This is a genomic window from Geomonas propionica (genome assembly GCF_016458235.1).
Taxonomy (GTDB): domain Bacteria; phylum Desulfobacterota; class Desulfuromonadia; order Geobacterales; family Geobacteraceae; genus Geomonas; species Geomonas propionica.
In genome coordinates this window covers 342,789-366,080 of the sequence record NZ_JAEMHK010000002.1, presented here as the reverse complement: position 1 = coordinate 366,080, position 23,292 = coordinate 342,789, and the positions used below count along the sequence as shown (strand labels likewise).

Sequence of the window (23,292 nt, the reverse complement as noted above, 5' to 3'; positions counted from 1 at the left end):
TTGTAGAGTTTTCGCCACCTGCGAAAGTCGAGTTGTTTATTTAGTGATCATTTTGCTGCGTCACATGCTCCGTACGCTGTCATAGACCTAATGGTTGACAGTTTATTGCGGTTTTGATATACAGTGAAAATCTTAAACATTATTTATAAATTTTCACTCAACGTAGTAAGCAAAGGACGGGGACATGAAAACTGTTTTACCTGCAATGGTGCTCCTGATCGCAATAGCGGCGACAGCCAACGCACAGGTGCCGATCGCCGGGAAGGGAGACACGATGCGCCTCGACGCGGCGCGGCTTCCGCAACCGATGAAGGCGAACTACGAAAGGATGAGAGAGAAGTGCACCAAGTGCCATTCCCTGGAAAGGGTGCTCCTCCCCTTCCAGACGGGAATCACCCCGATCACCATGCAGCCTTTCGACATGGACACCGTCAAGTCGATTACCTTCAACATGGTCCGCAAGTCGAACGGCAAGAACTATCCGATCAGCAAGGACGAGGCGAAGAGCCTCTCGGCCCTGCTCAAATACCTGCTGGACGAGTCAGTCAGATAATCCGGAGACGCCGGGAGGGGATACCATGAAAATGCTGATGAGGAAGATGATGATACTGGCGCTGCCGGCACTGCTGGCCGCACCCGCTAATGCGGAGGAAATCAGGCTTTCCGGCGGTGCGGCAGCGATAACCGCCGTGTTTTCGCCGATCAAGGAAAGCTTCGAGAAGAGCACCGGGAACACGCTCAAAATTCACCTGACTGACCCCACCAGGGCCATGATAGCGCTGGAAAAGGGAGAAGCCGACTTCACCACGCTGAACGAGCTCGCAATCGACCTGGCCATCAATAATGCGAAGAGCAAGGGAGTTGAGATCGACCCCAAAAGCCTGACCCGGACGCTGATCGCGCAGACCAGCCTGGTCGTTTTTCTGGACCGGGGCAACAAGGTCGGCAAACTCTCCAAGGAGCAGTTGAAGCGGATCTTCACCGGGAAGGTTACGAACTGGAAGGAGCTTGGCGGCGCGGACCAGCCAATCGTGGTCCTTTGGGGCGAGGAGACACCCTTTCTTAACTCGCTCTTTAGCAAACGGGTGATGGACGGCGAGCCGGTGACCAAGGAGGCGAAGCTGGTAGGAGACCATTTCGAGCTGCGCAACCTGGTGATCGGCACCCCCGGCGCCATCTGCCTCGGCACCACCGGTCTCATGACGCCGAAGCTCAAGGTCCCGGAGGTGCCGAGCATCGCCCTGCCGATCCTGGTCATCACCAAGGGGAAGCCGTCGCCCAAGGTACAGAAGTTGATGCAGTTCTATCAGGAGGAGTTCGGGTTCATGGACTAGTCCCGTACCCTTTCGTGCCGCATGGAAAAGGCCGGATGCCAAGCGCGTCCGGCCTTTTTGTATTAACGTCCCATCTCACAGCCAACCATCAGGCGCCGCACGGGATCAGGGGGGACATGTCTGCAGGCGATCCATAAACCCGAAGATGGCCGGATCCTGCCTGCGCTCCTGCCTCACGATCGCGGAGCGCCAGCGCAGTTGGTCGAACCCGGTACGCGGTGTTCCGGCAAAAGCTCGGCCTTGAGCTCCTTGTCCACCAGGCTGCACGAGACAAAGGCGCCCGCCCACGCCCCCCGCTACGGTATCCACGGTAAGACGCAAATCCTCCAGCACGATCAGACTCTTGAAATCCTTCAACTGGTATCCCTGGCGGGAGAGGTTCAGCTAGAGGGGGGGGAAGTGCACCCGGGTTTGCGGGTGATCAGGCAGTGACCGAAAAGCGTTTCCAGCACGAACTCCGTCCTCCAACTGCATCCCCTCGCCGCTGATGGAGATCAGTTCGTCCATGGGGAACACCACCAGATCGAAACCGGTAGAAGCAGGGGGGGCGCAAATAAGATTATAAGATTCTCAGGAAGTGGGTGTGCCTATAGTTGAACCCTGAAGTGCGGGTGTCGCACAGGATGGTCACAAATGACTGTTTGAGTGGGGAATAAGACTTGTTGCAAGAGATCGCTGGGGGGTGTATGGCTGGCAGCTTTGTGTAACCATCTGAAAGTACACGCGAAAAAAAGGCCAGGTCTTTAGAGACCTGGCCTGAGATCTTGCATGGTGGGCGATACTGGGTTCGAACCAGTGACCCCTGCCGTGTGAAGGCAGTGCTCTCCCGCTGAGCTAATCGCCCATGCGTTCTGTCTATTTAGCAGATGGCTTTTTCGATGTCAAGGCTTGTTTGTGGCGGCGTTCGCTGACTCAGGGCCGTTCTTGCCGTAACTATATAAAGTACCGCGCACTGTCATTGCCAAAGCACGAGTCGAAAAAAAGTCTAAAGGTTCGTATCAACGCAAAGCCGCAAAGCCGCAAAGAAACCTTTTAGGTGTTTGACGCACTGGTTTTCTGCTCAGCGTCTGGGCGCCTAGGCAGCCCTGCTTGGAGATTTGAACTTCTGAGTTTTTTGCCGTACGCCTTACATTGCGTCTCTGCGGCTTTGCGTTAAAAATGCAGTTATGGTCCACCTGTGCAGGTGATCGATCCCTCAGTCTGTCCACGAAGCCCAGCACGAGCCCTCACGTCCTCCCCTTTGCGAAGGGGAGACAGAGGGGATTTGCCTCGCCTAGACCCGCTCCCATCCAACATTCTGATGGCTAACGTTGTTTTAGATATCGCCTCTTTGGCCTTGACACCTTCCTTGGCCAATTGCTATAGTGCTGCCTCGCCGTGGAGCTTCCGTTAGCGTCAGCGCAAACGGCCGACGGCGTCTACGGCCACACCACCACCGGGGGATGACTTGAAACTGGAACGCGGTCTTATTCAGGTGTATACCGGCAACGGCAAGGGGAAAACCACGGCTTCGCTGGGGCTCGCCCTGCGCGCCACCGGCCGCGAGCTGAAGGTCTGCATGATCCAGTTCATGAAGGGGGGAGGGCCCTACGGCGAGCAGATGGCCGCCGAGAAGCTGGCTCCCTTTCTGACCATCATTCAGACCGGGCGGCCGGGCTGGGTCAACAAGGATAACCCCGCCCAGGCCGACAAGGACCTCGCCGCCGAGGCGCTCGCGCTGGCTTCTGAGAAGGTGTGCGGGGGCGAGTACGACCTCGTCATCCTGGACGAGGTGAACGGAGCGGTCTCCATGGGGCTTCTCCCGGTGGAGCGTTTGCTGGAGTTGATGGCGGCCAAGCCGCAACACGTGGAACTGGTCCTGACCGGCCGCAACGCCCACGAGAAGGTCATCGAGGCGGCGGACCTGGTCACCGAGATGCGCGAGATCAAGCACTATTACAAAGCAGGCGTCGACGCGCGCGTCGGCATCGAAAAATAATTTACATTGAATTTACTGATATCGGAGGTTTGCCATGGCTGAAAGAAGAATTCGTGTGCTGGTGGGAAAGCCTGGTCTTGACGGCCACGACAGGGGTGCCAAGATCATCGCCCGCGCCTTTCGCGATGCAGGTTTCGAGGTAATCTACACCGGTCTGCACCAGACCCCGGAGCAGATCGTCTCCGCCGCCATCCAGGAGGATGTGGACCTGGTCGCCCTTTCCATCCTCTCCGGCGCCCACAACACCCTGCTTCCCGCGGTTAAGGAGATCATGAAGGAGAAGGGTGCTGCCGACATCGTGCTCATGGCGGGCGGCGTCATCCCCGAGGACGATATCCCGGGTCTCAAGGCCGCCGGCATCGCCGAGGTATTCACCCCCGGCACCTCCACCGAGGCCATCGTCGGCTGGGTCCGCGACAACATCACGCCCCACGCCTAAAACCGCAACGGACGTTCTACGTTCTGTGTTCTAGGTTCTACGTTACAACCTCACGAAACATGTGCGCCGCGCAGTTGCCCATCAGAGCAGCCCGCGGCGTATCACTTAGTGCCGGGCCGTTGTCTTTCTAACCTAGAACGTAGAACATAGAACGAAGAACGGATTCTGGAGTTTCCCATGACTTTGGCCGAACGCGTGCTCGACGGCGACATACGCGCCGCCGCGCGCCTCATGCGCGATATCGATGACCGCTTCAAGAGCGCCATCGAGGAACTGAAGACCCTCTACCCCCACACCGGCAACGCCTACATAATCGGCATTACCGGCCCCCCGGGTGCGGGGAAATCGACCCTGGTGGACCAGATCGTTGCCGCCTACCGTAAGAAGGACCTGCTGGTCGGCGTGATCGCCATCGACCCCACCAGCCCCTTCTCGGGCGGCGCCATCCTCGGCGACCGCATCAGGATGAACCGCCATGCCGACGATGCCGGCGTCTTTATCCGCAGCCTCGCGACCCGCGGCGCGCTGGGTGGGCTCTCCCGCTCGACCACCGACGTGGTCAACGTCATGGACGCCATGGGGATGGACGTCATCGTCATCGAGACGGTCGGGGTAGGGCAGGATGAGGTCGATATCGTGAGCACCGCGCACACCACCGTGGTGGTCATGGTCCCGGGCCTGGGCGACGACATTCAGGCCATCAAGGCCGGCATCCTCGAAATCGGCGACGTCTTCGTGGTCAACAAGGCCGACCGCGACGGGGCCGAGCGCACCGCCCGCGAACTCACCACCATGCTGGAGATGAAACACCCGGACCCGGCCGGATGGGCGCCGCGCGTGCTGCTGACCGAAGGTGCCCGCGGCGTCGGCATCGAGGAACTGGTGCAGGAGTTCGACGCGCACCACATCTACCTGAAGGAGTCGGGCGCCCTGCAGCGCCTCATCGAGGAAAGAAACGCCAAGCTCTTCGCCGACTCGCTCCGGGAGGAACTCTTCGAGACCGTCTTCGGTGCCATCAAGGGGAACGGCAAGTACGACGAGATCGTGGCCGGCATGCGCGACAAGAGCATCGACCCCTACAGCGCGGTCCAGGAAGTCATGGCGGGACGCGCTTTTTCTTGACCGAGCGTGGCAAAGGTGTTAATTAAGAACGAAATGGGGCGTAGGCCCCATTAGTCGTTTCTCGGTTGGGAGCAGGCAAGATGTTACGTAAGATTTTGATGTTCGTTGTCCTCGCGGTCCTTTTTTCCATCGTGGTTTACCACCCCGCCGCCACTTCCGAACCTGGTCCGAATCCGCAGGATCCGGCCAAGGAAGACCTCTCCCGGGTAGAGTACCCGAGCCTCACCAAGGTCCCCTGGCGCGCCCATTTCATGGAGCCGCAGGAAACTCTGGAATCTCTCTTCGGCGCCGACTGGGTCACCGTGGCCCGCTTCAACCGTATCGACCGGCGCCACGTCTATCCCGGCATGACCATCAAGGTCCCCGTCGACCTCGTCGCTGCCCGCAGCTACACCCCCATGCCCGCCGAATACCCCGAGGCGAAGCGCTACGGCAAGTACATCCTGATCGACATGACCGAGCAGTGGATGGGGGCCTACGAAAACGGCAAGCTCAAGTTTTCCGCGCCCGCAGCTACCGGCGCCCCCGGCCACGAGACCCCGGTCGGTGTCTTCCATATCGACGCCCGCCACCGCAACCACACCTCCTCGCTCTACAAGACCGAGGATGAGAGCGGCCAGTACCCGATGGACAACGCCATGCGCTTCCACATCGGTCCCGACAACGTCTCCTACTGGATCCACGCCCGCGACCTTCCCGGCAAGCCTGCCTCGCACGGTTGCGTCGGCCTCTACGACGAAGGGATGCAGAACCGGGTGTACGGTATCCCCGACAAGCCGCAGTTGATCGACTCGCAGAAGTTCTACGCCTGGGCCGTCGGCGAGAACGAATACGACGAGGACACCGGGGACCTTGAAGAGCTTGAGGACGCACCGGCCGTCGAGGTGAGGGGCACCAACCCCGTTTACCGGAAATAATAAAGCGCTATACTCTCCAGATGTGTCCGCCACTGAATGTGAGGCGATCCCACTGTCACAGCTGGAGCTTTTGTGCAGGAACTATTCAAGGAATACCTGCAGACGCACGGATACTGGGTGCTCTTCCTGGGGACTTTCCTGGAAGGGGAGGCCATCCTCATCTTTGCGGGATTCCTCGCCTTCCAGGGCTACCTCAACCTGTACCTGGTCATGCTCGCCGCCCTTGTCGGTTCCTTCCTGGGCGACCAGTTCTACTTCTACATCGGCCGCATCAAGGGGCCGCAGTTGTTGCGGCTCTTCACCAACTTTGCCAGGAAGTTCAGGAAGGCGTTGCGGCTCATCGAGCGTTACGGCACCCTAGTCGCCTTCGTGTCCCGGTACACCTACGGCTTCCGCATCGTGCTGCCGGTCATCCTCGGCATGACCACCTTCCCCTCGCACCGCTTCCTCTATCTGAACCTTCTCTCCGCCCTGGCCTGGTCCGTCCTGTTCTCTCTGGCCGGCTATCTCTTTGGCAAGACCGCCTCTTTGTTCATCGAGGACCTGCAAAGCTACGAGCCCTACCTGATGTTGGTGCTGGGTGGGATCATCGTCTGTCTGTGGTCTAGTCATTTCGTGGTGCAAAGGTGGCGCAAGCGTCACGCCCGTGCCCGTCTCAAGCGCATCCAGTCCCGCCCCCGCCGTCCCAAAACCCATCACCGGTAGAAGCACAGTCAAAGCAGTCACGCAAAGATGCGAAGTAGTCGCAAAGCACGCCAAGAAAAGGCTTTTGGGCTTAACCCCAAAGTCTTTCTTAGCGTTCTTCGCGGATACCCTGCGCTCTTTGCGTAACAGCTTTTCTGCCCTTTCAGGTCAAAAGCAGTTACGCAAAGTAACGAAGTAGTCGCAAAGCACGCGAAAGTAAAACTTTTAGGTTACCCACCCAAAGCTCTCTTTGCGTCCATCGCGCATACTCTGCGTTCTTTGCGTAACAGCTTTTCTGTCCTTTTAAGTCAAAAGCAGTTACGCAAAGAAAACGAAGTAGTCGCAAAGCACGCGAAGGTAAAGCTTTTAGGTTACCCCACAAAAGCTCTCTTTGCGTCCATCGCGCATACTCTGCGTTCTTTGCGTAACAGCTTTTCTCCCCTTTTAAGTCAAAAGCAGTTACGCAAAGAAAACGAAGTAGTCGCAAAGCACGCGAAGGTAAATCTTTTAGGTTACCCACTAAGGCTCTCTTTGCGTCCATCGCGCATACTCAGCGTTCTTTGCGTAACGGCTTTTCTGCCTTTCAAGTCAAGAGCGGTTACGCAAAGGAACGAAGTAGTCGCAAAGCACGCGAAGGAACGGCTTTTGGGTTTACCCCCTAAGGCTCTCTTTGCGTCCATCGCGCATACTCTGCGTTCTTTGCGTAACAGCTTTTCTGCCTTTTTAAGTCAAAAGCAGTTACGCAAAGAAAACGAAGTAGTCGCAAAGCACGCCAAGGAAAGGCTTTTTGGGTTTACCCCAAAATCTTCTCTTTGCGTCCTTCGCGGATTCTTGGCGTTCTTTGCGAAACCGCTTTTCTGCCGTCTTGTCAATTGCCTTAGGTTGTGGTGTAATGCCGCCCGCGCCCCAGACTGGGGCAGCACATTTCGCAGTCACCAGAGAAGGGCATTGCATGGATTTGAAGCAAAGAGTTTCCATAGTCTTGGTCGGGACCCAGAGTCCCGGCAACATAGGGATGGTCTGCCGGGCCATGAAGAACATGGGGCTGCGCGACCTGCGCCTGGTCAACCCCTGCCAGGTGGACCACCTGGACGCGATCAAGTTCGCCGTCTCCGCGCGCGACCTCCTGGAAAGCGCCCGCATCTTCACCTCGCTCGAAGACGCCATCGCCGACAGCGAGTACTCGGTGGCGACCACGAGGCGCCACGGCAAGTACCGCGCGGAGATCTCCACCCCGCCCGAGATCGTGGAGCGCTTCGCCGCTTGTGCGCCCAACAGCCGCCTCGCCCTGGTCTTCGGGCGCGAGGACAGCGGGCTCACCACCGACGAGGTGGCGCTTTGCCGCTGGCAATCCACCATCGAGACCGCCGACGAGTTCGGCTCGCTGAACCTGTCCCAGGCGGTGCTCATCTTCTGCTACGAGTTCCTGAAGGGCGCTGCCCCGGTGCCGGTCAAGACCGCACGCGAGCTGGCCGGGTCGGCCTCGCTGGAGCCGATGTACGGCCATATGGAGAAGACCTTCCTGCGCATCGGCTATCTGAACCCACAGAACCCGGACCACATGATGCGCACCATGCGGCGCATCTTCTCGCGCGCGGAACTGGACGAGCGCGAGGTGGCCGCGCTGCGCGGGCTGTTGTCCCAGATGGATTGGGCCTGCGCCGAGTTCAAGGGGAAGAAGGGCGCCTGATTCCATATATCGTTAAAACGTGTTAAAGTTTCCTTCCGCGCCGCCGAAGCGTTAGGGGTGAGGCGGAAGCTGCATCTGGACCTGTTCTGCTGTACTTGACTGCGAGGGCCCTACCGTGAAGATTCTCCTTACCAACGACGACGGTGTGCATTCCCCCGGCCTGGCCGCCCTGATCGAACGGGTGTCCCAGGTGGCGGAGGTGGTCGTCGTGGCGCCGGACCGCGAGCAGAGCGCGGTCTCCCATGCGCTCACGCTGCACCATCCCCTGCGCGCCGCGCGCATCGCCGACAACATCTACGCGGTCGAGGGGACACCCACCGACTGCGTCAACCTCGGCATCCACAGCCTCCTTTCCTTCCGACCCGACCTGGTCATCTCCGGGGTGAACCGCGGCGCCAACCTAGGCGATGACGTCACCTATTCCGGCACGGTGGCGGCGGCCCTGGAGGCGACCCTGATGGGGATCCCCGCCATCGCCGTTTCCCTGGTCACCCGCAGCGGCGGGGAGAACTTCGCCGCGGCCGCCGCCTTCGCGGCACAACTGGCTCAAAGCGTCCAGCGCCGGGGGCTCCCCCGCGACACCTATCTCAACGTGAACGTGCCCGACCTCCCCGCCGACAAACTCCTCCCCGCGCAGATCACCTGCCAAGGCAAGAGGAGCTACGAGGGGACCATCGTGGACAAGGTCGATCCCCGCGGCAGGAACTACTACTGGATCGGCACCGCTGACCTCAGCTTCAAAGATGTTCCCGGCACCGATTACCACGCCGTTTCGCGCGGCCACGTCTCCATTTCGCCCCTGCATATCGACCTCACCAACCACGCGGCGATCGGCGAGTTGCAGGCGTGGGAACTGCCGTGATGCTGGACTTTTAGCACGCCATTTGTTATATTTCCCCGCTGCCGAAGATCGGGGGGGGAATGAATTCAGTTGTAGCACGCAAGAGGATGGTCGCCGAACTGGTGAAACGCGGTATCACGGACCAGCGGGTGATCAACACCATGCTCGAGTTGCCCAGGCACATATTCGTTGAAGAGGCCATGTCCGGGCAGGCCTACAGCGACGGATCGCTCCCCATCGGAGAGAAACAGACCATATCGCAGCCCTACATCGTGGCGCGCATGACCGAGCTGCTGGCCCTCACAGGGCGCGAGAAGGTGCTGGAGCTCGGCACCGGTTCCGGGTACCAGGCCGCTGTTTTGGCCTCCCTGGCCGACCGCGTCTGCACCGTGGAAAGGATCCGCCCGCTGGCCATGAAGGCGCGCAAGGCGCTGGACAGCCTGAGGCTTTTGAACGTGAACCTGAAGATCGGCGACGGCACCGAAGGGTGGCCCGAGGAGGCGCCTTTCGACGCCATCCTGGTTACCGCCGGGGCCCCCGGACTCCCCGAATGCCTGGTCGAGCAGTTGGCTCCCGGTGGGCGGCTGGTCATCCCGGTCGGCGACCGCGTGGACCAGAAACTGTTGGTGATAAGGAAGGCCTTGGACGGCAGCGTCACCCGCGAGGAAGCGGACGACTGCCGCTTCGTGCGGCTGATCGGCAAGAACGGCTGGAACGACGAGTAGCAGCACAGGTTGCGCCACATCACTCTAGCTTTGGCAAAGGAGTCTGGCATGGAAAACGACGAGCTTTTGGAGGAGAAGGATCCTCTCTTTCTTGATGGCGAGCATGAACCGGACCCCGATTCCGTCGAACTCGAAGAAGTAGAAGAGGCCGAAGAGGCGGAAGAGGTCGAAGAAGAAGAGATCAAGGCCGCCGTAGTGGAGCACTTCGACGACGCCATCAAGCTCTATCTGCGCGAGATCCAGAAGACCAAGCTTTTGACCGCGGACGAGGAGAAGGAACTCGCGGCGCGCATCGACCTTGGCGACAAGGCCGCGCGCGACCGGATGATCGTCTCCAACCTGCGTCTCGTGGTAAAGATCGCCAAGCGCTACATAAACCGCGGCCTTCCCTTCCTCGACCTGATCGAAGAGGGGAACATGGGGCTCATCAAGGCGGTCGAGCGCTTCAAGCTCTCCAAGGAGTGCCGCTTCTCCACCTACGCCACCTGGTGGATCAGGCAGTCCATCGAGCGCGCCCTGGTGAACCAGTCGCGCACCATCCGCCTGCCCGTGCATGTCTCCGACGACATCAACAAGATGCTCAGGGTGACCCGCGAGCTGGTGCAGAAGATGAACCGCGAGCCGAGCGTCAAGGAAGTCGCCGACGCGCTCGAGGTGAACGTCACCTACGTGCGCCGGCTCATGGTGCTTCTGAAGAAGACCTACTCCATCGAGCGCCCCATGGGTGAGAACAACGACTACTTCCTCATCGACACCATCGAGGACACCTCGACCATCTCGCCCGCGGTGCTCCTTGAGGACCTGAACAAGTACGAGCTGGTCTCCAAGTGGTTCGAGACCCTCTCCGACGCGGAGAAAAAGATACTGACGCTCCGTTTCGGTCTGGACGACAAGGACCCGCAGACGTTGGACACCATCGGGCGCAGCTTCGGCGTGACGCGTGAGCGGATCCGCCAGATCGAGGCGAAGTCGCTTGAGAAACTGAGAAAGATAGTGGAAGCCACCGACATAATGGGGCGCAGTGCAACTACTGGTAATTAAAGGAGCGGCCGTTGGACATGGAAGATCTTAAAAGCATCATCAGGAACATCCCCGATTTCCCCAAGAAGGGGATCCTCTTCAAAGACATCACCACGCTTTTAGGGGACGCCAAGTCGTTTCAGCGCATGGTTGACCTGCTGTCGCACCGCTATGTCGGGCAGAAGATCGACAAGGTCGTGGGCGTCGAGGCGCGCGGTTTCATCATCGGCGCCGCCCTGGCGTACAAGCTGGGCGCCGGCATCGTGCTGGTGAGAAAGCCCGGCAAGCTTCCCTCCAAAACCGTCAAGAAGACCTACGATCTCGAGTACGGCACCGACACCCTGGAGATCCACACCGATGCCTTCAATAAAGGCGACCGCGTGCTGATCGCCGACGACCTGCTGGCCACCGGCGGCACCATGGCAGCCGTCGTCGACATGATCAGCAGCATGGACGTCGAGCTGGTCGAGTGCTGCTTCATGGCCGAGCTCGAGTTCCTGGAAGGCGCCAAGAAGCTGCCCGAAGGCAAGGTGTTCTCCTTGTTGAAGTTTTAATAAAAAATCTTGCCAAACAGGCGGCGGTATTGTATAAAGTCCGTCTGACTTGTCCCCGTAGCTCAGCCGGATAGAGCACTTCCCTCCTAAGGAAGGGGTCGGACGTTCGAATCGTCTCGGGGACGCCAATAAATTCAAAGGGTTACAGCTTTAGTGCTGTAACCCTTTTTTGTTGTGCCGTAGCTGGTGCCGTAATAAAACCGTGATTCCCGAATCACAGTCAACCGCCACTCGAAATTCCAAAGGACCTGGGGGGGGCGACTTTTGCTAGCCCCCCCTATTCTGTATTGACCCTGTGATACAGAGCCCACGGATCTAGAGAGTAAAGTTCTTGACGCACTGTGCTCCGCCACGACCTCCTGTCATGGCTCCTTAACTGGCTGGTTCCTTAGTAGCCTAGCTTTGTTTTTCTATCGATTCTGTCTAGCTTGTCTTGCATCTCCCTATGCCGCCGATCTAATCTCTGCTCCATTTGAAGAGACTTCATGTTTTGATTGTTTTCTACAGCACGAAGTTTCCTCTCCTGTTTTTCTGCATTTAATTCGGAAAGGATCGTATCAGCCTCAGGCGATTGCCCGTCTCTTTCCTTCAGTGCAAGTGCCAACTGCCGTAGCTTGAAATCCCGATCTCTGATGACATTTGCGTTATGTTGAGCTGCCTTTATGGCTGCTGCGTTGTCCTTAGCTGAATTACTCCCATCACCTCCAAAATCCGCACTGGTGCGTAAGGCCGGGATGCTGGCCACGGCTTCTCTGGCTCTTTCCACTGCGTCTTCTTTGCTTTGCCTTCTATCTCTGTTTTCAGAAGTTTTCCAACTGCTAGCCGCTTGGTGTGACTCCTCAAGGGGGATAGCTACATCACCACGCGCCTCTGCGGCGGCCTGCTTGCGGTACTTTTTGGGTACAGAATTCAGATTGTCGGTGAAATGTACTCCGTTACTGTCTTCCCATTTGTAGGTCTCGGCAAGTGCGGGAACGGCGGCGAGCATGCAAAGAACAAATGACGTCAAAACAGATAATTTCATTGAAACCTCCTGTTGGATAAGGAACATTATAATGGATAACCTGTGGTGGTGTGATAATAACGTTTATGATAATAAACCTTTTAGTTGTTTTGAAAACTCTGGGTAGTAACCAGGTGATATCCAGTATGTTTTACCATCGTCATAAATCTTACGGTAGTCCACTAAAGGCATGAAGACATTTACAAGCTCCTCAGTCCAGTCAAATTGCCTCATGAGTTGATCGCTACTGACCACCTTTGCTTCTGAAGAGATGCAAAAACTGATAAAATTTGTGCGCATCGCATTAAGTTTATTTGCGATCATGACAAACCTCCTGTTTAAAAATGAGGGCAGACTAACACTAAGTGCGATTATTTTCAATGCTTAACGCCTCCCCACATGAGGGGGGAACCCATACGCGGCAAAATGGTTTTCCCGATTTCCAAGAGCGGCGGCGCGTCCACCCGTTCTGATAAAGGGCTAGCCCTATTATTGAAGGTGCATGACCGAAGGTACTTTGAAAAAAATCCATGTGATAGCATGGCAGCCTTTGCACATCGGGGATAGTGGCCCACCAGTTCCTTATTTCCTCGACCAATGTCGGCGGGCGGCTCTGTTTAGCTAATTTTTGGCTTCGTAGCTTTCTAAGTCCTTCGATGTAACTGTTGATGTTCATTGATAGCCCTCCTTTTCGCAGTGGTGGTGGCATTGACTAAAGTACTAACTGTCACTTTTGGCAGTTTCGGCAGTGCCTCGCCGTAAGAACTAGCCAGCCTTTATTAACGGATTGATCCTGATAATTTCGGATGGCCGGCCACCGTGTTCACTGGTACATGACTTCTCGACAGCCAACCAATCGTATTGGCATAGGACATCCAAACCTGCTTTTACTTGATCGGAGGTTGTTAGCCTTGACCATTGCGGTCGCCAGATCTCCCTTATCTTTGCACCATCTTTGATTGCGCCACGTTTGATATGTTTCACGATCTCCCGTGCTGCGTCCATCCCTGGGGGAGTTGCTGCACCATAAATTCGCATAGCGTGACTTTCAAGATACTCGCACCAGCGAACCGCCAAAACTGCCGAAACCTCAGAAACAGGCCCTTGCATTTCTCCATCTGCTACGGCCACAAGGTGGAATATCAAGGCCAGAGACGGCATGAGCTTTCGGTATTTAGCCAAGTGGCTCTCCATCGCTGGATGCAAGCCATGATCGCCCCTCAGCCGAGTTTCAAGTGCTAGTCGCCACTTGTCGAATACCTCCTGTCCGCCTGGGGAGAAATGTAAACTCGGTATGCTTCCCTCCTCTTTAGTATCTATGCCCGGTATCCCTCTAGCCAACCGCTTGAATATCTCCCGAGCACGGTCCTTTTCCTTGGTGTCGGGAAAACGATCAACGTTCTTCCAAGCGCTAGGCGCGTCAGGCCATACGAACACCTGAAACCGCTGCAATAAGCCATCATCCCCCATGCCTCCACGATTTGCCTGGTAGACATAATCTGATAACGGCCCTGGAGTGATTGCGCCAAAAACGGATACGCAAAGCGCCGGAATGTCCAGAGTGCCGCGCCCGATCCGGTCATATGTAAACGGGCGGTTGCCGTTCCATGCTTCCAGATAAAAAGACCGGTCTCCTTCTCTGCCGTTTTTGTCCAGAGAGCGGAACCAGCCTATAAGCTCATCCCGGTTTACTAGGAGTCCGTTCGGGTTTTCGTTCAACAGTTCCCCGATTTTTTCTGTTGTTCCGTCCTGGGTCTGGTAGCGCCGCCGTTTGGGTACTTGTGATTCTAAGGCTGCGAGTTTCTGCCGCGCTGCCTCAATCGCGTCATTACTCTTCGCTTTGACTGCCTTCTTGATTTCTTCCATTATGGTGTTGCGTGTAATTTTAATGATTTCGGATTGGATCTCGAAGGAGCGCGCTGCGTCTTGGTATGTTTCCCGTGCTTCCGCTTCCAACCGGACAAGGTGCCGTTGTGCCTCAGATATTGCCGGTGTTTTCATCAGGGAAGGACGGCCCACGACTGCTCCCCATATGTTTGGAACTACGAGCCAATCATCATGACGTTTCGGCTGGATACCGCAACCGCGACCGATGATTGAGCCAAGAGCAACCACTGCCGCCGCCGCAGAGAAATCCGGAGGGATCTGCATTCTATCAGCAATATCCACCAGCCAACCTTGCAATGGAACAGGTATATTCGCGGGATCTAACGCTTTTACCGGTGGTAGCCCGTCAGGAAGAGGCGAAGGAGGTTCATTCCATGTGATTGGCTCTCTTATGGCCGTTCGCTCTCCGTTATTTCTGATATGCGCTGCATAAATGCTTTTCACGGTGATGGTTACTTCATCTTCGGTCAGAGGCGGTTTGCAACTGGTGGTATTCCAGGTTAAGCAGAAGCGAATGGCCTCAGCGAGGTTATAACCTTTTGAAATTACACTTCCTGCAACGCGTGTAACAGCATTATTGCGCCCTCCTTCGGAGACGCCCTTAAGCAAGTCCGTTATGGCAGCTTTGTCCGCTGGTTTAGAGGCGTATATCCAGCCAGGTAAATCAGCAAGGGGAAGGTCCCCAATGGAGCGGTTTGGGACCCATGTGTAAACCGCACCGCTAGCATGGATACTGGGTGGGGCTACTACAAACCCACCATCTCCTCGAAGGTCAATGCCAGGTAAGTCATCGCGTTTCTGGAAGTTACGTACTCCCTCACGGTAACGGCAATAAGCATGATAGCCCCTACCTGTTTTTACAAGTGCCGTCTTAGGGAAATTTTTAATTTTTGCCATTTCGATGGCTTCGTTTGTGTCAAAATCAACTACGACGAGACCGCTGATCTTGCCGGTAACTATACCTATGTTGTTTCTGCCGTCTGCGAACCAATGGGTTAACTCTTCTTGGGTTGCAAGCCGGCTTTGGAAATCTGTCCATCTGATGCGGGGTTTCTTGCCACGCGGTTCAAGCGGGATTATCGAAATCCCGCGTTTTACCAATTCTTGTGCAGTTCGAAGAGTCCTGCTCATGGTGGTTGACAATGTATGGTCAGGTTTTTGAGAGAAGGAGGCTATTCCTGCGATGAAATCGTCAATACTAAAGAGTTCGGGCCTCTGGCTCTTAAGCTGGATGATATGCGGCGGGAGGGTGATTGGCAGCGGAGTGCACGTGTTCATGCTTTGTCCTTGTTATCTGCTTTCTTGAGATTGTTCATCCAGTCCATTACCTCAGACAAGAGATACGCAGTCATGCCAGATGTAATTTTGCGACGGCGTGGAAAATTGCCCTCCCGTTCACGTCTCCAGATTGTGGCGGTTGACATTCCCGTTATCTCTTTCAGTTCTTTGGTGCGGACCAGACGGTCAGTGACCTGTGTTTTCATGGTTGGTTCCCTCCTTGGTAGGTAATCTTGAACCCGATATACTACCACCTGAATGGAATTGCAATGGGGATTAGTGTTTGTAAATAACTTTACAACTGCTTGAAAGTACTGCATTTTTTGTAAAGTTCTTTACAGACTGAAGGTAACTATTCTATTTCATTTTGGTCTGGCATAAAAAAAGTGCCGCTAACCTTGGAAGGCAGCGGCACAATGTTTGGGAATTATAATTTCTGTTGTCACCTTGCTCGGAGAATCGGTATCACTTTTCCGGCTGACTTCTCGGTGATGATGGACTTTAATTTTCGGTCCCAAGCCTCAAGAGCCTGCTGCTTTTCCGCATCGTACTTGTGGCGGTTATATGTGCTAATGATTCCATGTTTCTTATGGTTTAGCACGGCGTCGATGATCTCATCCATAAAGCCCATCGAGGCAATAAAGGTTGCGGCGGTTCGTCTGAGGTCATGCGGGGTAAACTGATCTATCCCCAGCCGATTTTCTTTGGCCTGGTTTCCATCCTTATCAAAGAGCGGCGAACCTTTTGGGCCATGTACAGGCCACTCAAGGTTTCGGCGGACGGCGACGGGGAGGGCGTGCGAGTCTATCGGCTGGATTTTCTTCTTGTGGGGGCAGGGGAAGATATACCCTTTTGGTACCTCCTCGCCGGTTTCCTCGTCAACTGAGGTGAGGGGGGCAATGAGTTCAAGGGCTGTCGCCGCCAGAAAAACACGGTGCTCCCGGCCGTTCTTGGCCCGTCCTGCAGGGATGGTCCACCATTGACCGTCTATCTCGGCGGTGTGCATCCCAGCCACTTCCCCTGGTCTCTGGCCGGTTACCAGCACCAATTTAAGAGCTCGCCTGATTTCGTCGCTGATGGCTGCTGAGTCGAGGGATCCCCATAGGGTTCTGATTTCAGCCTCTGAAAGCGTCCGCTCGCGGCTGTTGTTTGGTGCCAGGGCCTTCACGCTAGCAAACGGAGAGTGTGGTAGGATGTCGCGCTCTACAGCAAAGTTGAACATCTTCCTGGTGATCTTTAAGACTTGGTTGCTCATGGCCGGAGCACCGCGCTCTACGATGCTCTCAAGTAACAGGACAACGTCCCGCTTCCTAATGTCTTCAGCTTTGCGCTTTCCCCATATCGGGATAACTTCCACATCGAGTAAGCGCTTATCGGCTGCGCCGGATCTCTTGTGTACAGCGTGCTTCTCCAGGTACTCCTTAACGAGGTCAGAGACCGTCAGAGCCGTGCGGCGTGCGTGTACCGCTGCTTCTTTCTCGGCCAAAGGATCGTTGCCGTTTTTGACCTTCCGCTTTGCCGCTTCGAATTTTAGCCTTGCTGTTTCGAGGGGTACATAGGGGTACCCGCCAAGGTTCATTTCACGGCGCTTGCCATCAATGCTATAAACGTAGAGCCAAGTTTTCACACCTGAGGGCATCACTCGGATTGTGAAGCCATTCCCTTCCCCTCTGATGTACTTCTTGTCTTCGGGTTTTAATTTCCGGATCATCGTGTCCGTGAAAGTCGTGACCTTCATTGCGCCCTCCAGTTGTAGGCGTTTTTTACGATGGCATATGTCGGTGCCGTAGTAGTGCCGTAGTAGAATGCTGAGTTTGAATGGTGGTGGGTGAAAATATTTGATATGGGTTATATCTGTAATACCTTGTTTTGTCAATAATTTTACTGGATTTTGTTGTTGGGTGTGGCAACGGTTGAAACGGGTTGGAAGGGTTATGCCTTTTTACTCCTAAGGAAGGGGTCGGACGTTCGAATCGTCTCGGGGACGCCAAAAATGAATAGGGTTACGGCATAAGCCGTAACCCTTTTTTGATTTCAGTGTTGAAGTAGTATTATATCTCTGGCATGAAAGGAGGAATTCGTGCTTCCAGACGAAAAACACATCTGTCATAAATGTATCGGCGACGAACACGTTTCCAGACACATAAAAAAAAATCATTCCTCACATAAATGTTCCTATTGCCATAAACATCGAAAAGCAATGCCATTTGAGGATCTAGCCGAATGGGTTGATGATATTTATCGCACGTATTATAAGCCAGGCGAATTGACACCAGTTTGGAGTCTTGAGTCTGATACACCAGACTTCGTGATAGAAGGTGAACCTCCTGAGCAGATCATTTCAGAAATGCTCCAAGTGGACAGTGAAGTTGCAGAGGATTTAGCTAATTATTTGTCTGATGCAGAGAAGTATAAAGTTCACAAAGATGGCAACCTTCCATTTTTCGAAGCCTCATCATGTTATGAGCCTATCGATGTCTATGATGAGCATTCCGCTATTTGGGATGATTTTTGTTGGCGTGTGAAACACAAATCTCGTTTTTATTGTGAAGAGGCCGCTCAGATTTTGAAGGAGTTGTTTTCGACGATCTCCAAATATGGTTTTCACGGTGGTGCGGCACCTATTCGAAAGATTGGCGGCTCTTCAGCCCCTGTTACTATTTACCGAGCTCGTCGAGCAAATACGACAGCCGAGCGAATAAAGATTTATCAGAATCCTGAAATAGAAATGGGACCACCACCAAGGAAATTAGCCAAGGCTGGTAGATTGAATCCTATAGGCATACCAGTTTTGTATGGAGCTTTTGAATACAATACCTGCCTCGCAGAAATACGGTTAGCTGTTGGGGAACAAGCGGTGACATGTGGTTTTGACATAGTTACACCTTTAACCGTACTAGACCTAACTGCTTTTGGCAACGTATATGAAGTTTTGAGTATGTTCGATACGACATTCGCGAATAAGGCCAGCCATCTATCTTTTCTCCGAAGATTTGAAGATGAGGTGAGCAAGCCATTCATTTCCTCTGAAGAAGAATTAGAGTATATCCCCACTCAGGCTTTAGTCGAGTATCTCACAAACTTTCACGAACCCAAAATTGACGCTGTAATATACTCGTCCCCTCAGACAAACAAGCAGGGGAAGAATATAGCCATTCTCAACCATGCAATCATTATCGAAATGGCTGTCGATAAAGAAAAAATTGCCAACAGCAGTAGCATTTCAGAGTATTATTCAGAGGAATCAGTTTTCATCCTCAAGGATAATGAGGAAAAGCCACAACTAGATTTATGGGATTTAAATGCCTTTAATGTTAGCGAAAAAGAGTATACCTTGAAATACAAAGGCGGGTCTTTGCAACTGCACATAGCAAAAGCGGTTAATTATCAACTTGAGACCCGCAATGTCCACATTTACACAGATCCCGGCGTTGACTCTCTATAGAGGCTCAATAAGTAAAGAGGTGCAAGGCGTTGGAGTAGAGTGGATACTAAAACATGGAATATTCATCCACGGCCTGGACCTTTGTAGATTTGAAAGCAGGCTTGCTCCGGGTAGTACAGGAACAATGGCTTGAATTTGGAGTAGAGAGGACGCTTGTAGCTTTTTAACGTACTCAAGAACTTGTTGATGCTATGAAAGTAATGATGTCATGCGAGGGGATCCTCCTTTCGGGCCTAGAAACTGTGGGAGCTGGTTGCATATAGGCTTCTATCTCCTATATCTAGTCCGCGTTGAGCGGTGCAAGGGCGGGCGGTAGCGAATCATCTTGAAGCACGTTACAAGGCACTTGCAGGGTTTCCTGCGGGTGCTTTTTATTTTTTGGCAGTGGGGAGTTGATGAAATCGTACAACAGGAAAGAGAGCGGCTGGATAGGGTGCATGAGGCGATCGAGCGGTACGCGGTCGACCGGCTGCAGATTTTGGGAGGCGTAGCCAGGTACGTGATATGCCGATTAGCTTCAGTGGTGGTACGTTAGAACTGGCTGCTATGGCCTTTACCTTGAGTGGAGCGCTGGTTTGTGCTCACGGTGTGCCGTTTAGCCAGGATTGAGAGCCGGTTGTCTTAAGTGCACGCTGTTTAACCAAGATGAAGCACCGGCAGCGTTAGGTGGTGTGTCATGTAGCCGGAGGCGAGGACCGTTAAGGTTGTGTGGCACGCCGTTTATCCAACATGGAGCATTGGTTAGGAGAAGTGGTGTGTCATGTAGCCGGAAGTGAGCACGATTAAGGTGGCGTGGTATGCAGCTTACCCAACATGAAGCGTTGGTTTGGAGAAATGGCGCGTCATGTAGCCGGAGGTGAGCACGATTAAGGTGGTGTGGCGTACCCCTTATCAAGATGGAGTATTGGTTTGGGTAAGTGGTCTGCTGTTTAGCCACGACAGGCTACAGGGAAAGGGGCGAGGGTCTCATTTTTAGGTAAGATTCTGCATTGAGCTGGTAAGTTGTTGCTGTGCAGCCCCAGAACCGCCTGCCATTAAGGCCGAGAGGCTACCGTTTAGCTAAAATACTGTGTTAGTTCGATAAGTCATGATCTGGGTAGCCCGACTGGAGCCCGATGATGGTCGAGTTGCATGCTGTTTAGGCAAGATGGCATGCCGTTTGGGTCAGGCCGCATACCCTCGCGCGTGGCAAGAATAGCGTGACAGTACGGAAGAGGGAGATAGGACAACAGAACGATCCCTCGAACCATTGCTGCTTTTCGGTTCGAGGGATCGTTCTGCGGTTGGGGAGGTGCAGCTAACTTGTTGCCGGTGATGGAGCTTTTTTACGCCTCATGACCGGAGGTGCGACTATGATACCGGCCTGTGCCAGTTCCGGAATGTGCGCTTCCGTCGCAACAAGTTGGAGGTATGCTTCGATTCTCTTGAACATATCAATCAGTTCTTTGAACGCGTTGTTGCGCAGGAGGATCTGCACCCGATCAAAATTTACAGCGTCCTGGTACTTCTGGTCTGCTAGGTCCAGCACCTCCTTTAGCTTCGCCAGCGATATTGCTTGGTCTGGCGGGTTTCGATACAACGACAGTCCGCTCAAGCCGTTGTAGTACCGCTTGCAGTTGCTGATAAAAACTGCAGGTTTGCCGGATAAGTCGAACTTTAGATGAAGCATGGTCACCTCCGTCTTAAGGTTAGATCCTACCAACCTGGCCAGCGTGACCACTATAGCCAACCCTCCCTTTTCCGCAACCCACCTGAGAATTAATCTGAACCGCGCTCTCTTATCATGGGACCGGTGCAGCAGGGGGGGCGGGATAGGGATGTCGTCATGGCGGACGCGAATAGGCGCTGGCGGAAAGCTGGAATAAATAGCTCGAAAGTAGGCTTGAATCTGGGTATATCTAGTCCGCATTGAGTGGGCGAGAGTGGGCGTTAGCGAATCATCTTGAAGAACGTTACAAGGCACTTGCGGGGTTTCCTGCGGGCGCCTTTTTATTTTTGGCTGTGGGGAGTTGATGGGAAACGTATATTAGGAATGCGTGTGGGTGGACAGGGGGCACGCCCTACCAATTGGGATGAGGGCCGCGCGGGAATTCTGGCGCCTGTTATGTCCAAAATTCCTGTTTGCTTTTCTCGCTGACAGGCAGATAATTACTCTTACCTGCTATGAAGATAATCGTACCGAAAGGATGCCAACCACATCTGTCGAATGCGAAAACCTTCAGAACCAGGTAAAGGCTCCCGCTCCACCAGCCCTCGGTCCTGAAAAAACCGACCGCTGAGCGTAGACATTGCCAGCATTAAAAACGCTGCTCTGCCGCCGGGAGCCACCAACGAAACTGCTTTGGTCAGAGACCGCAATTGAGGCTTGCTAAAAACAAGTCCAAGTACAGCGGCAACCTCCCAAAGCAGTTTCTTTTTTTGTGCCCACCATCAGTTCATACGTGGCTCTGGTTCGCTTGTCACTCTTTGTCAATCGATAGTAGTATCCGCTCCACATCGGCCCTTTCCAGTACCTCTTCTTGCAGCAGCGCCGCTGCCAGGGCATCGAGGGTATCCCTCCTGTCTCCCAGTACCCTGGTCGCGGTTGCCTCCGCTTCCCTTATGATCTGCTGGATCTCCTGGTCCATGACCCAAGCCATTTCCTCGCTGTAGCGTTTGGGCAGGGAAAGTTCCCTGCCGAGGAAGGGATGCTCTTCGCCGCGGCCGAGGTTCATCGGGCCCACCTTGTCACTCATCCCCCACTGTGCCACCATCTTCTCGGCCAGCGCGGTGGCGTCTTTGAGATCATTCTGTGCTCCGCTGCTGAACTCGGCATACACCATCTTTTCCGCGACCCTGCCCGCAAGGCTGATGCTCAGCCGGTTCATCAGGTAGGAGCGGGGATAATAGTGTCGATCTTCCCCCGGTAGGAGCTGGGTCACCCCCATCGCCATGCCACGGGGGATGATGCTGACCTTGTAGATCGGATCTGCGCCCGGCAGTTCCCAGGCGACGAGGGTGTGGCCGGCCTCATGGTAAGCGGTTATCCGCTTTTCCTCGTCACTGATGGTCAGTTCCTTGACCGACCCCATCAGGATGATGTCCTTGGCCTCGCTGAAATCATGCGCGTCCACCAGCTCTTTGCCCTGCCTCAAGGCCACCAGCGCCGCTTCGTTGGCAAGGTTCTCCAGGTCTGCGCCGGTCATCCCCGGCGTCCCCTTGGCCAGACTTTCCAGATCAACATCCGCCGCCAGCTTCTTGGCGCGCACGTGGATTTGCAGGATCGCCTTTCGTTCCTTCCAACCGGGCCGGTCAATCACGATATGTCGGTCGAACCTTCCCGGCCTGAGCAGCGCAGGGTCCAGCACGTCAGGCCGGTTGGTCGCTGCCATAACGATGACCTCCTCGTGGGGGTCGAATCCGTCCATTTCGCTCAGCAGCTGGTTCAAAGTCTGCTCCCGCTCGTCATGCCCGCCGCCAAGCCCTGTGCCCCGGGTCCGGCCGACCGCGTCGATCTCGTCGATGAAGATGATGCTCGGATGGGTGCTTTTGGCCTTCTTGAACATATCCCTGACGCGGGAGGCGCCGACCCCCACGAACATCTCGACAAACTCTGAGGCGCTGATGCTGTAAAAGGGAACGGCCGCCTCGCCTGCGGTAGCGCGGGCGATCAGAGTCTTGCCGGTACCCGGCGGGCCGACCAGCAGCACCCCCTTGGGAACCTTCGCCCCGATCCGTTCAAAGCGGGAGGGGTCCGTCAGGAACTCGATGGTCTCCCTCAGTTCCAGCTTGACGTTGTCCATGCCGGCAACGTCATTGAAGGTCACGCTCGGCTTGTTGACATCATAGAGCCTGGCTTTGCTTGCGCCGAAGGTAAAGAGCCCCCCCGGGCCGCCCTGTATCTGCTGGTTCCTTCTCAGGATCACTACCCAGACACCGATGATGAGGAGCCAGGGGAGCAAAGCCAGCACCGTCTGCCACACCGCACCGCGTTCGGCGGATACGATGCTGATGGTCACCTTTTTTTCCTGCAACAGGGTGAGCAACCCCTCCCCCTGGAAGGTGGGAAGTGTGGTCTGGAAATATTTCACCTGCGCGGGCTTCCCCCCTTCCTGCAGCGGGAGGCTCGCCTCGTTGCGCAATTCGCCCCTAAGGGCTTCCTTCCTGATGGTCACCGATTTGATATTGCCCGCGTCAAGCTGCTCCACGAACTGGCTGTAGTTGATCGTATGGCGCAGGGGGGCATTGAGGTTGGGCGTGCTGCTCCATAACGACACTAGCAGAACAAGGAGCAGGAACGGTGCGACCTTCCAGAAATTCGGGATGTCGGGGGGGAGACTTTGCTTGGTGTCATTCATGAGCCACTCGTGTCCGAGGCGCACCTGTTGGATGCGGC

Annotated in this window: 20 protein-coding genes and 2 tRNA genes; 14 read left to right on the top strand and 8 right to left on the bottom strand. The window is 55.0% G+C overall.

Annotation, left to right across the window (positions count from 1 at the left end; translation table 11 throughout):
* Positions 1-184 precede the first annotated feature (184 nt).
* Together JFN90_RS04230 and JFN90_RS04225 are read left to right on the top strand one after the other, a co-directional pair.
* A complete protein-coding gene (locus tag JFN90_RS04230; protein WP_199393850.1) occupies positions 185-553 on the top strand; it encodes a cytochrome C in 369 nt (122 codons plus the stop codon).
* 25 nt (positions 554-578) lie between these two features.
* On the top strand, positions 579-1,334 hold the full coding sequence (locus JFN90_RS04225) for a substrate-binding domain-containing protein (protein WP_199393849.1): 756 nt from the start codon (positions 579-581) through the stop codon (positions 1,332-1,334).
* 769 nt (positions 1,335-2,103) lie between these two features.
* Here the strand turns inward: JFN90_RS04225 and JFN90_RS04220 are convergent.
* Positions 2,104-2,178 (bottom strand) — tRNA-Val (locus JFN90_RS04220).
* A gap of 603 nt (positions 2,179-2,781) precedes the next feature.
* Between JFN90_RS04220 and cobO the strand changes: the two genes are divergently transcribed.
* The 11 genes from cobO (at position 2,782) to JFN90_RS04165 (ending at position 11,432) form a co-directional block, all read left to right on the top strand.
* Positions 2,782-3,312, top strand: coding sequence for a cob(I)yrinic acid a,c-diamide adenosyltransferase (cobO, locus tag JFN90_RS04215; RefSeq protein ID WP_199393848.1), 531 nt, complete (start codon positions 2,782-2,784; stop codon positions 3,310-3,312).
* Positions 3,313-3,346: 34 nt separating this feature from the next.
* Positions 3,347-3,751, top strand: coding sequence for a cobalamin B12-binding domain-containing protein (locus tag JFN90_RS04210; RefSeq protein WP_199393847.1), 405 nt, complete (start codon positions 3,347-3,349; stop codon positions 3,749-3,751).
* A gap of 177 nt (positions 3,752-3,928) precedes the next feature.
* Positions 3,929-4,873: a methylmalonyl Co-A mutase-associated GTPase MeaB gene (gene meaB, locus JFN90_RS04205; RefSeq protein WP_199393846.1), complete on the top strand. Its 945-nt coding sequence runs from the start codon at positions 3,929-3,931 to the stop codon at positions 4,871-4,873.
* A gap of 80 nt (positions 4,874-4,953) precedes the next feature.
* Positions 4,954-5,790, top strand: a complete 837-nt coding sequence (locus tag JFN90_RS04200; protein ID WP_199393845.1) for a L,D-transpeptidase — start codon at positions 4,954-4,956, stop codon at positions 5,788-5,790.
* A gap of 72 nt (positions 5,791-5,862) precedes the next feature.
* Entirely contained in the window at positions 5,863-6,495 is a 633-nt protein-coding gene (locus JFN90_RS04195; protein ID WP_199393844.1) for a DedA family protein, read from the top strand.
* A 931-nt stretch (positions 6,496-7,426) separates the two neighbouring features.
* Entirely contained in the window at positions 7,427-8,164 is a 738-nt protein-coding gene (locus tag JFN90_RS04190; protein ID WP_199393843.1) for an RNA methyltransferase, read from the top strand.
* 115 nt (positions 8,165-8,279) lie between these two features.
* Positions 8,280-9,026, top strand: a complete 747-nt coding sequence (surE, locus tag JFN90_RS04185) for a 5'/3'-nucleotidase SurE (protein WP_199393842.1) — start codon at positions 8,280-8,282, stop codon at positions 9,024-9,026.
* Positions 9,027-9,085: 59 nt separating this feature from the next.
* On the top strand, positions 9,086-9,730 hold the full coding sequence (locus JFN90_RS04180) for a protein-L-isoaspartate(D-aspartate) O-methyltransferase (RefSeq protein WP_199393841.1): 645 nt from the start codon (positions 9,086-9,088) through the stop codon (positions 9,728-9,730).
* A 48-nt stretch (positions 9,731-9,778) separates the two neighbouring features.
* Positions 9,779-10,771: a sigma-70 family RNA polymerase sigma factor gene (locus JFN90_RS04175; protein WP_199393840.1), complete on the top strand. Its 993-nt coding sequence runs from the start codon at positions 9,779-9,781 to the stop codon at positions 10,769-10,771.
* Between the two features lie 17 nt (positions 10,772-10,788).
* Positions 10,789-11,304 (top strand): adenine phosphoribosyltransferase, encoded by a 516-nt coding sequence (locus tag JFN90_RS04170; RefSeq protein WP_199393839.1) that lies wholly within the window; start codon positions 10,789-10,791, stop codon positions 11,302-11,304.
* 51 nt (positions 11,305-11,355) lie between these two features.
* A tRNA-Arg gene (locus JFN90_RS04165) sits at positions 11,356-11,432 on the top strand.
* Positions 11,433-11,692: 260 nt separating this feature from the next.
* On the opposite strand, the gene JFN90_RS04160 is transcribed toward JFN90_RS04165, so the two are convergent.
* The 5 genes from JFN90_RS04160 to JFN90_RS04140 all read right to left on the bottom strand — a co-directional run bounded on the left by JFN90_RS04160 (position 11,693) and on the right by JFN90_RS04140 (position 17,210).
* Entirely contained in the window at positions 11,693-12,328 is a 636-nt protein-coding gene (locus JFN90_RS04160) for a DUF4124 domain-containing protein (RefSeq protein ID WP_199393838.1), read from the bottom strand.
* A 63-nt stretch (positions 12,329-12,391) separates the two neighbouring features.
* Entirely contained in the window at positions 12,392-12,631 is a 240-nt protein-coding gene (locus JFN90_RS04155) for a hypothetical protein (protein WP_199393837.1), read from the bottom strand.
* Positions 12,632-13,072: 441 nt separating this feature from the next.
* Positions 13,073-15,472, bottom strand: a complete 2,400-nt coding sequence (locus JFN90_RS04150) for a DUF3987 domain-containing protein (RefSeq protein WP_199393836.1) — start codon at positions 15,470-15,472, stop codon at positions 13,073-13,075.
* Positions 15,469-15,678, bottom strand: a complete 210-nt coding sequence (locus tag JFN90_RS04145; protein ID WP_199393835.1) for a helix-turn-helix transcriptional regulator — start codon at positions 15,676-15,678, stop codon at positions 15,469-15,471. Before JFN90_RS04145 ends, JFN90_RS04150 begins: the two co-directional genes overlap by 4 nt.
* A 236-nt stretch (positions 15,679-15,914) precedes the next feature.
* Positions 15,915-17,210: a tyrosine-type recombinase/integrase gene (locus JFN90_RS04140; protein WP_199393834.1), complete on the bottom strand. Its 1,296-nt coding sequence runs from the start codon at positions 17,208-17,210 to the stop codon at positions 15,915-15,917.
* Positions 17,211-17,552: 342 nt separating this feature from the next.
* Between JFN90_RS04140 and JFN90_RS22505 the strand changes: the two genes are divergently transcribed.
* The gene (locus JFN90_RS22505; RefSeq protein WP_199393833.1) at positions 17,553-18,917 is read left to right on the top strand and encodes an RES domain-containing protein; all 1,365 of its coding nucleotides are present in this window, start codon (positions 17,553-17,555) and stop codon (positions 18,915-18,917) included.
* 1,297 nt (positions 18,918-20,214) lie between these two features.
* Here the strand turns inward: JFN90_RS22505 and JFN90_RS04130 are convergent.
* Positions 20,215-20,586 (bottom strand): hypothetical protein, encoded by a 372-nt coding sequence (locus tag JFN90_RS04130; RefSeq protein ID WP_199393832.1) that lies wholly within the window; start codon positions 20,584-20,586, stop codon positions 20,215-20,217.
* Positions 20,587-21,376: 790 nt separating this feature from the next.
* On the bottom strand, positions 21,377-23,254 hold the full coding sequence (ftsH, locus tag JFN90_RS04125) for an ATP-dependent zinc metalloprotease FtsH (protein WP_199393831.1): 1,878 nt from the start codon (positions 23,252-23,254) through the stop codon (positions 21,377-21,379).
* Positions 23,255-23,292: the final 38 nt, after the last annotated feature.

What these genes read in the sequence shown, in the direction of transcription:
- JFN90_RS04210 (WP_199393847.1), top strand. Translation starts at nt 3,347, where the DNA reads ATGGCTGAAAGAAGAATTCGTGTGCTGGTGGGAAAGCCTGGTCTTGAC.
- JFN90_RS04230 (WP_199393850.1), top strand. Translation starts at nt 185, where the DNA reads ATGAAAACTGTTTTACCTGCAATGGTGCTCCTGATCGCAATAGCGGCG.
- meaB (WP_199393846.1), top strand. Translation starts at nt 3,929, where the DNA reads ATGACTTTGGCCGAACGCGTGCTCGACGGCGACATACGCGCCGCCGCG.
- JFN90_RS04170 (WP_199393839.1), top strand. Translation starts at nt 10,789, where the DNA reads ATGGAAGATCTTAAAAGCATCATCAGGAACATCCCCGATTTCCCCAAG.
- JFN90_RS04150 (WP_199393836.1), bottom strand. Translation starts at nt 15,472, where the DNA reads ATGAACACGTGCACTCCGCTGCCAATCACCCTCCCGCCGCATATCATC.
- ftsH (WP_199393831.1), bottom strand. Translation starts at nt 23,254, where the DNA reads ATGAATGACACCAAGCAAAGTCTCCCCCCCGACATCCCGAATTTCTGG.
- JFN90_RS04130 (WP_199393832.1), bottom strand. Translation starts at nt 20,586, where the DNA reads ATGCTTCATCTAAAGTTCGACTTATCCGGCAAACCTGCAGTTTTTATC.
- JFN90_RS04180 (WP_199393841.1), top strand. Translation starts at nt 9,086, where the DNA reads ATGAATTCAGTTGTAGCACGCAAGAGGATGGTCGCCGAACTGGTGAAA.
- JFN90_RS04190 (WP_199393843.1), top strand. Translation starts at nt 7,427, where the DNA reads ATGGATTTGAAGCAAAGAGTTTCCATAGTCTTGGTCGGGACCCAGAGT.
- JFN90_RS04225 (WP_199393849.1), top strand. Translation starts at nt 579, where the DNA reads ATGAAAATGCTGATGAGGAAGATGATGATACTGGCGCTGCCGGCACTG.
- JFN90_RS04200 (WP_199393845.1), top strand. Translation starts at nt 4,954, where the DNA reads ATGTTACGTAAGATTTTGATGTTCGTTGTCCTCGCGGTCCTTTTTTCC.
- JFN90_RS04140 (WP_199393834.1), bottom strand. Translation starts at nt 17,210, where the DNA reads ATGAAGGTCACGACTTTCACGGACACGATGATCCGGAAATTAAAACCC.
- JFN90_RS04155 (WP_199393837.1), bottom strand. Translation starts at nt 12,631, where the DNA reads ATGATCGCAAATAAACTTAATGCGATGCGCACAAATTTTATCAGTTTT.
- JFN90_RS04175 (WP_199393840.1), top strand. Translation starts at nt 9,779, where the DNA reads ATGGAAAACGACGAGCTTTTGGAGGAGAAGGATCCTCTCTTTCTTGAT.
- JFN90_RS04160 (WP_199393838.1), bottom strand. Translation starts at nt 12,328, where the DNA reads ATGAAATTATCTGTTTTGACGTCATTTGTTCTTTGCATGCTCGCCGCC.
- JFN90_RS04145 (WP_199393835.1), bottom strand. Translation starts at nt 15,678, where the DNA reads ATGAAAACACAGGTCACTGACCGTCTGGTCCGCACCAAAGAACTGAAA.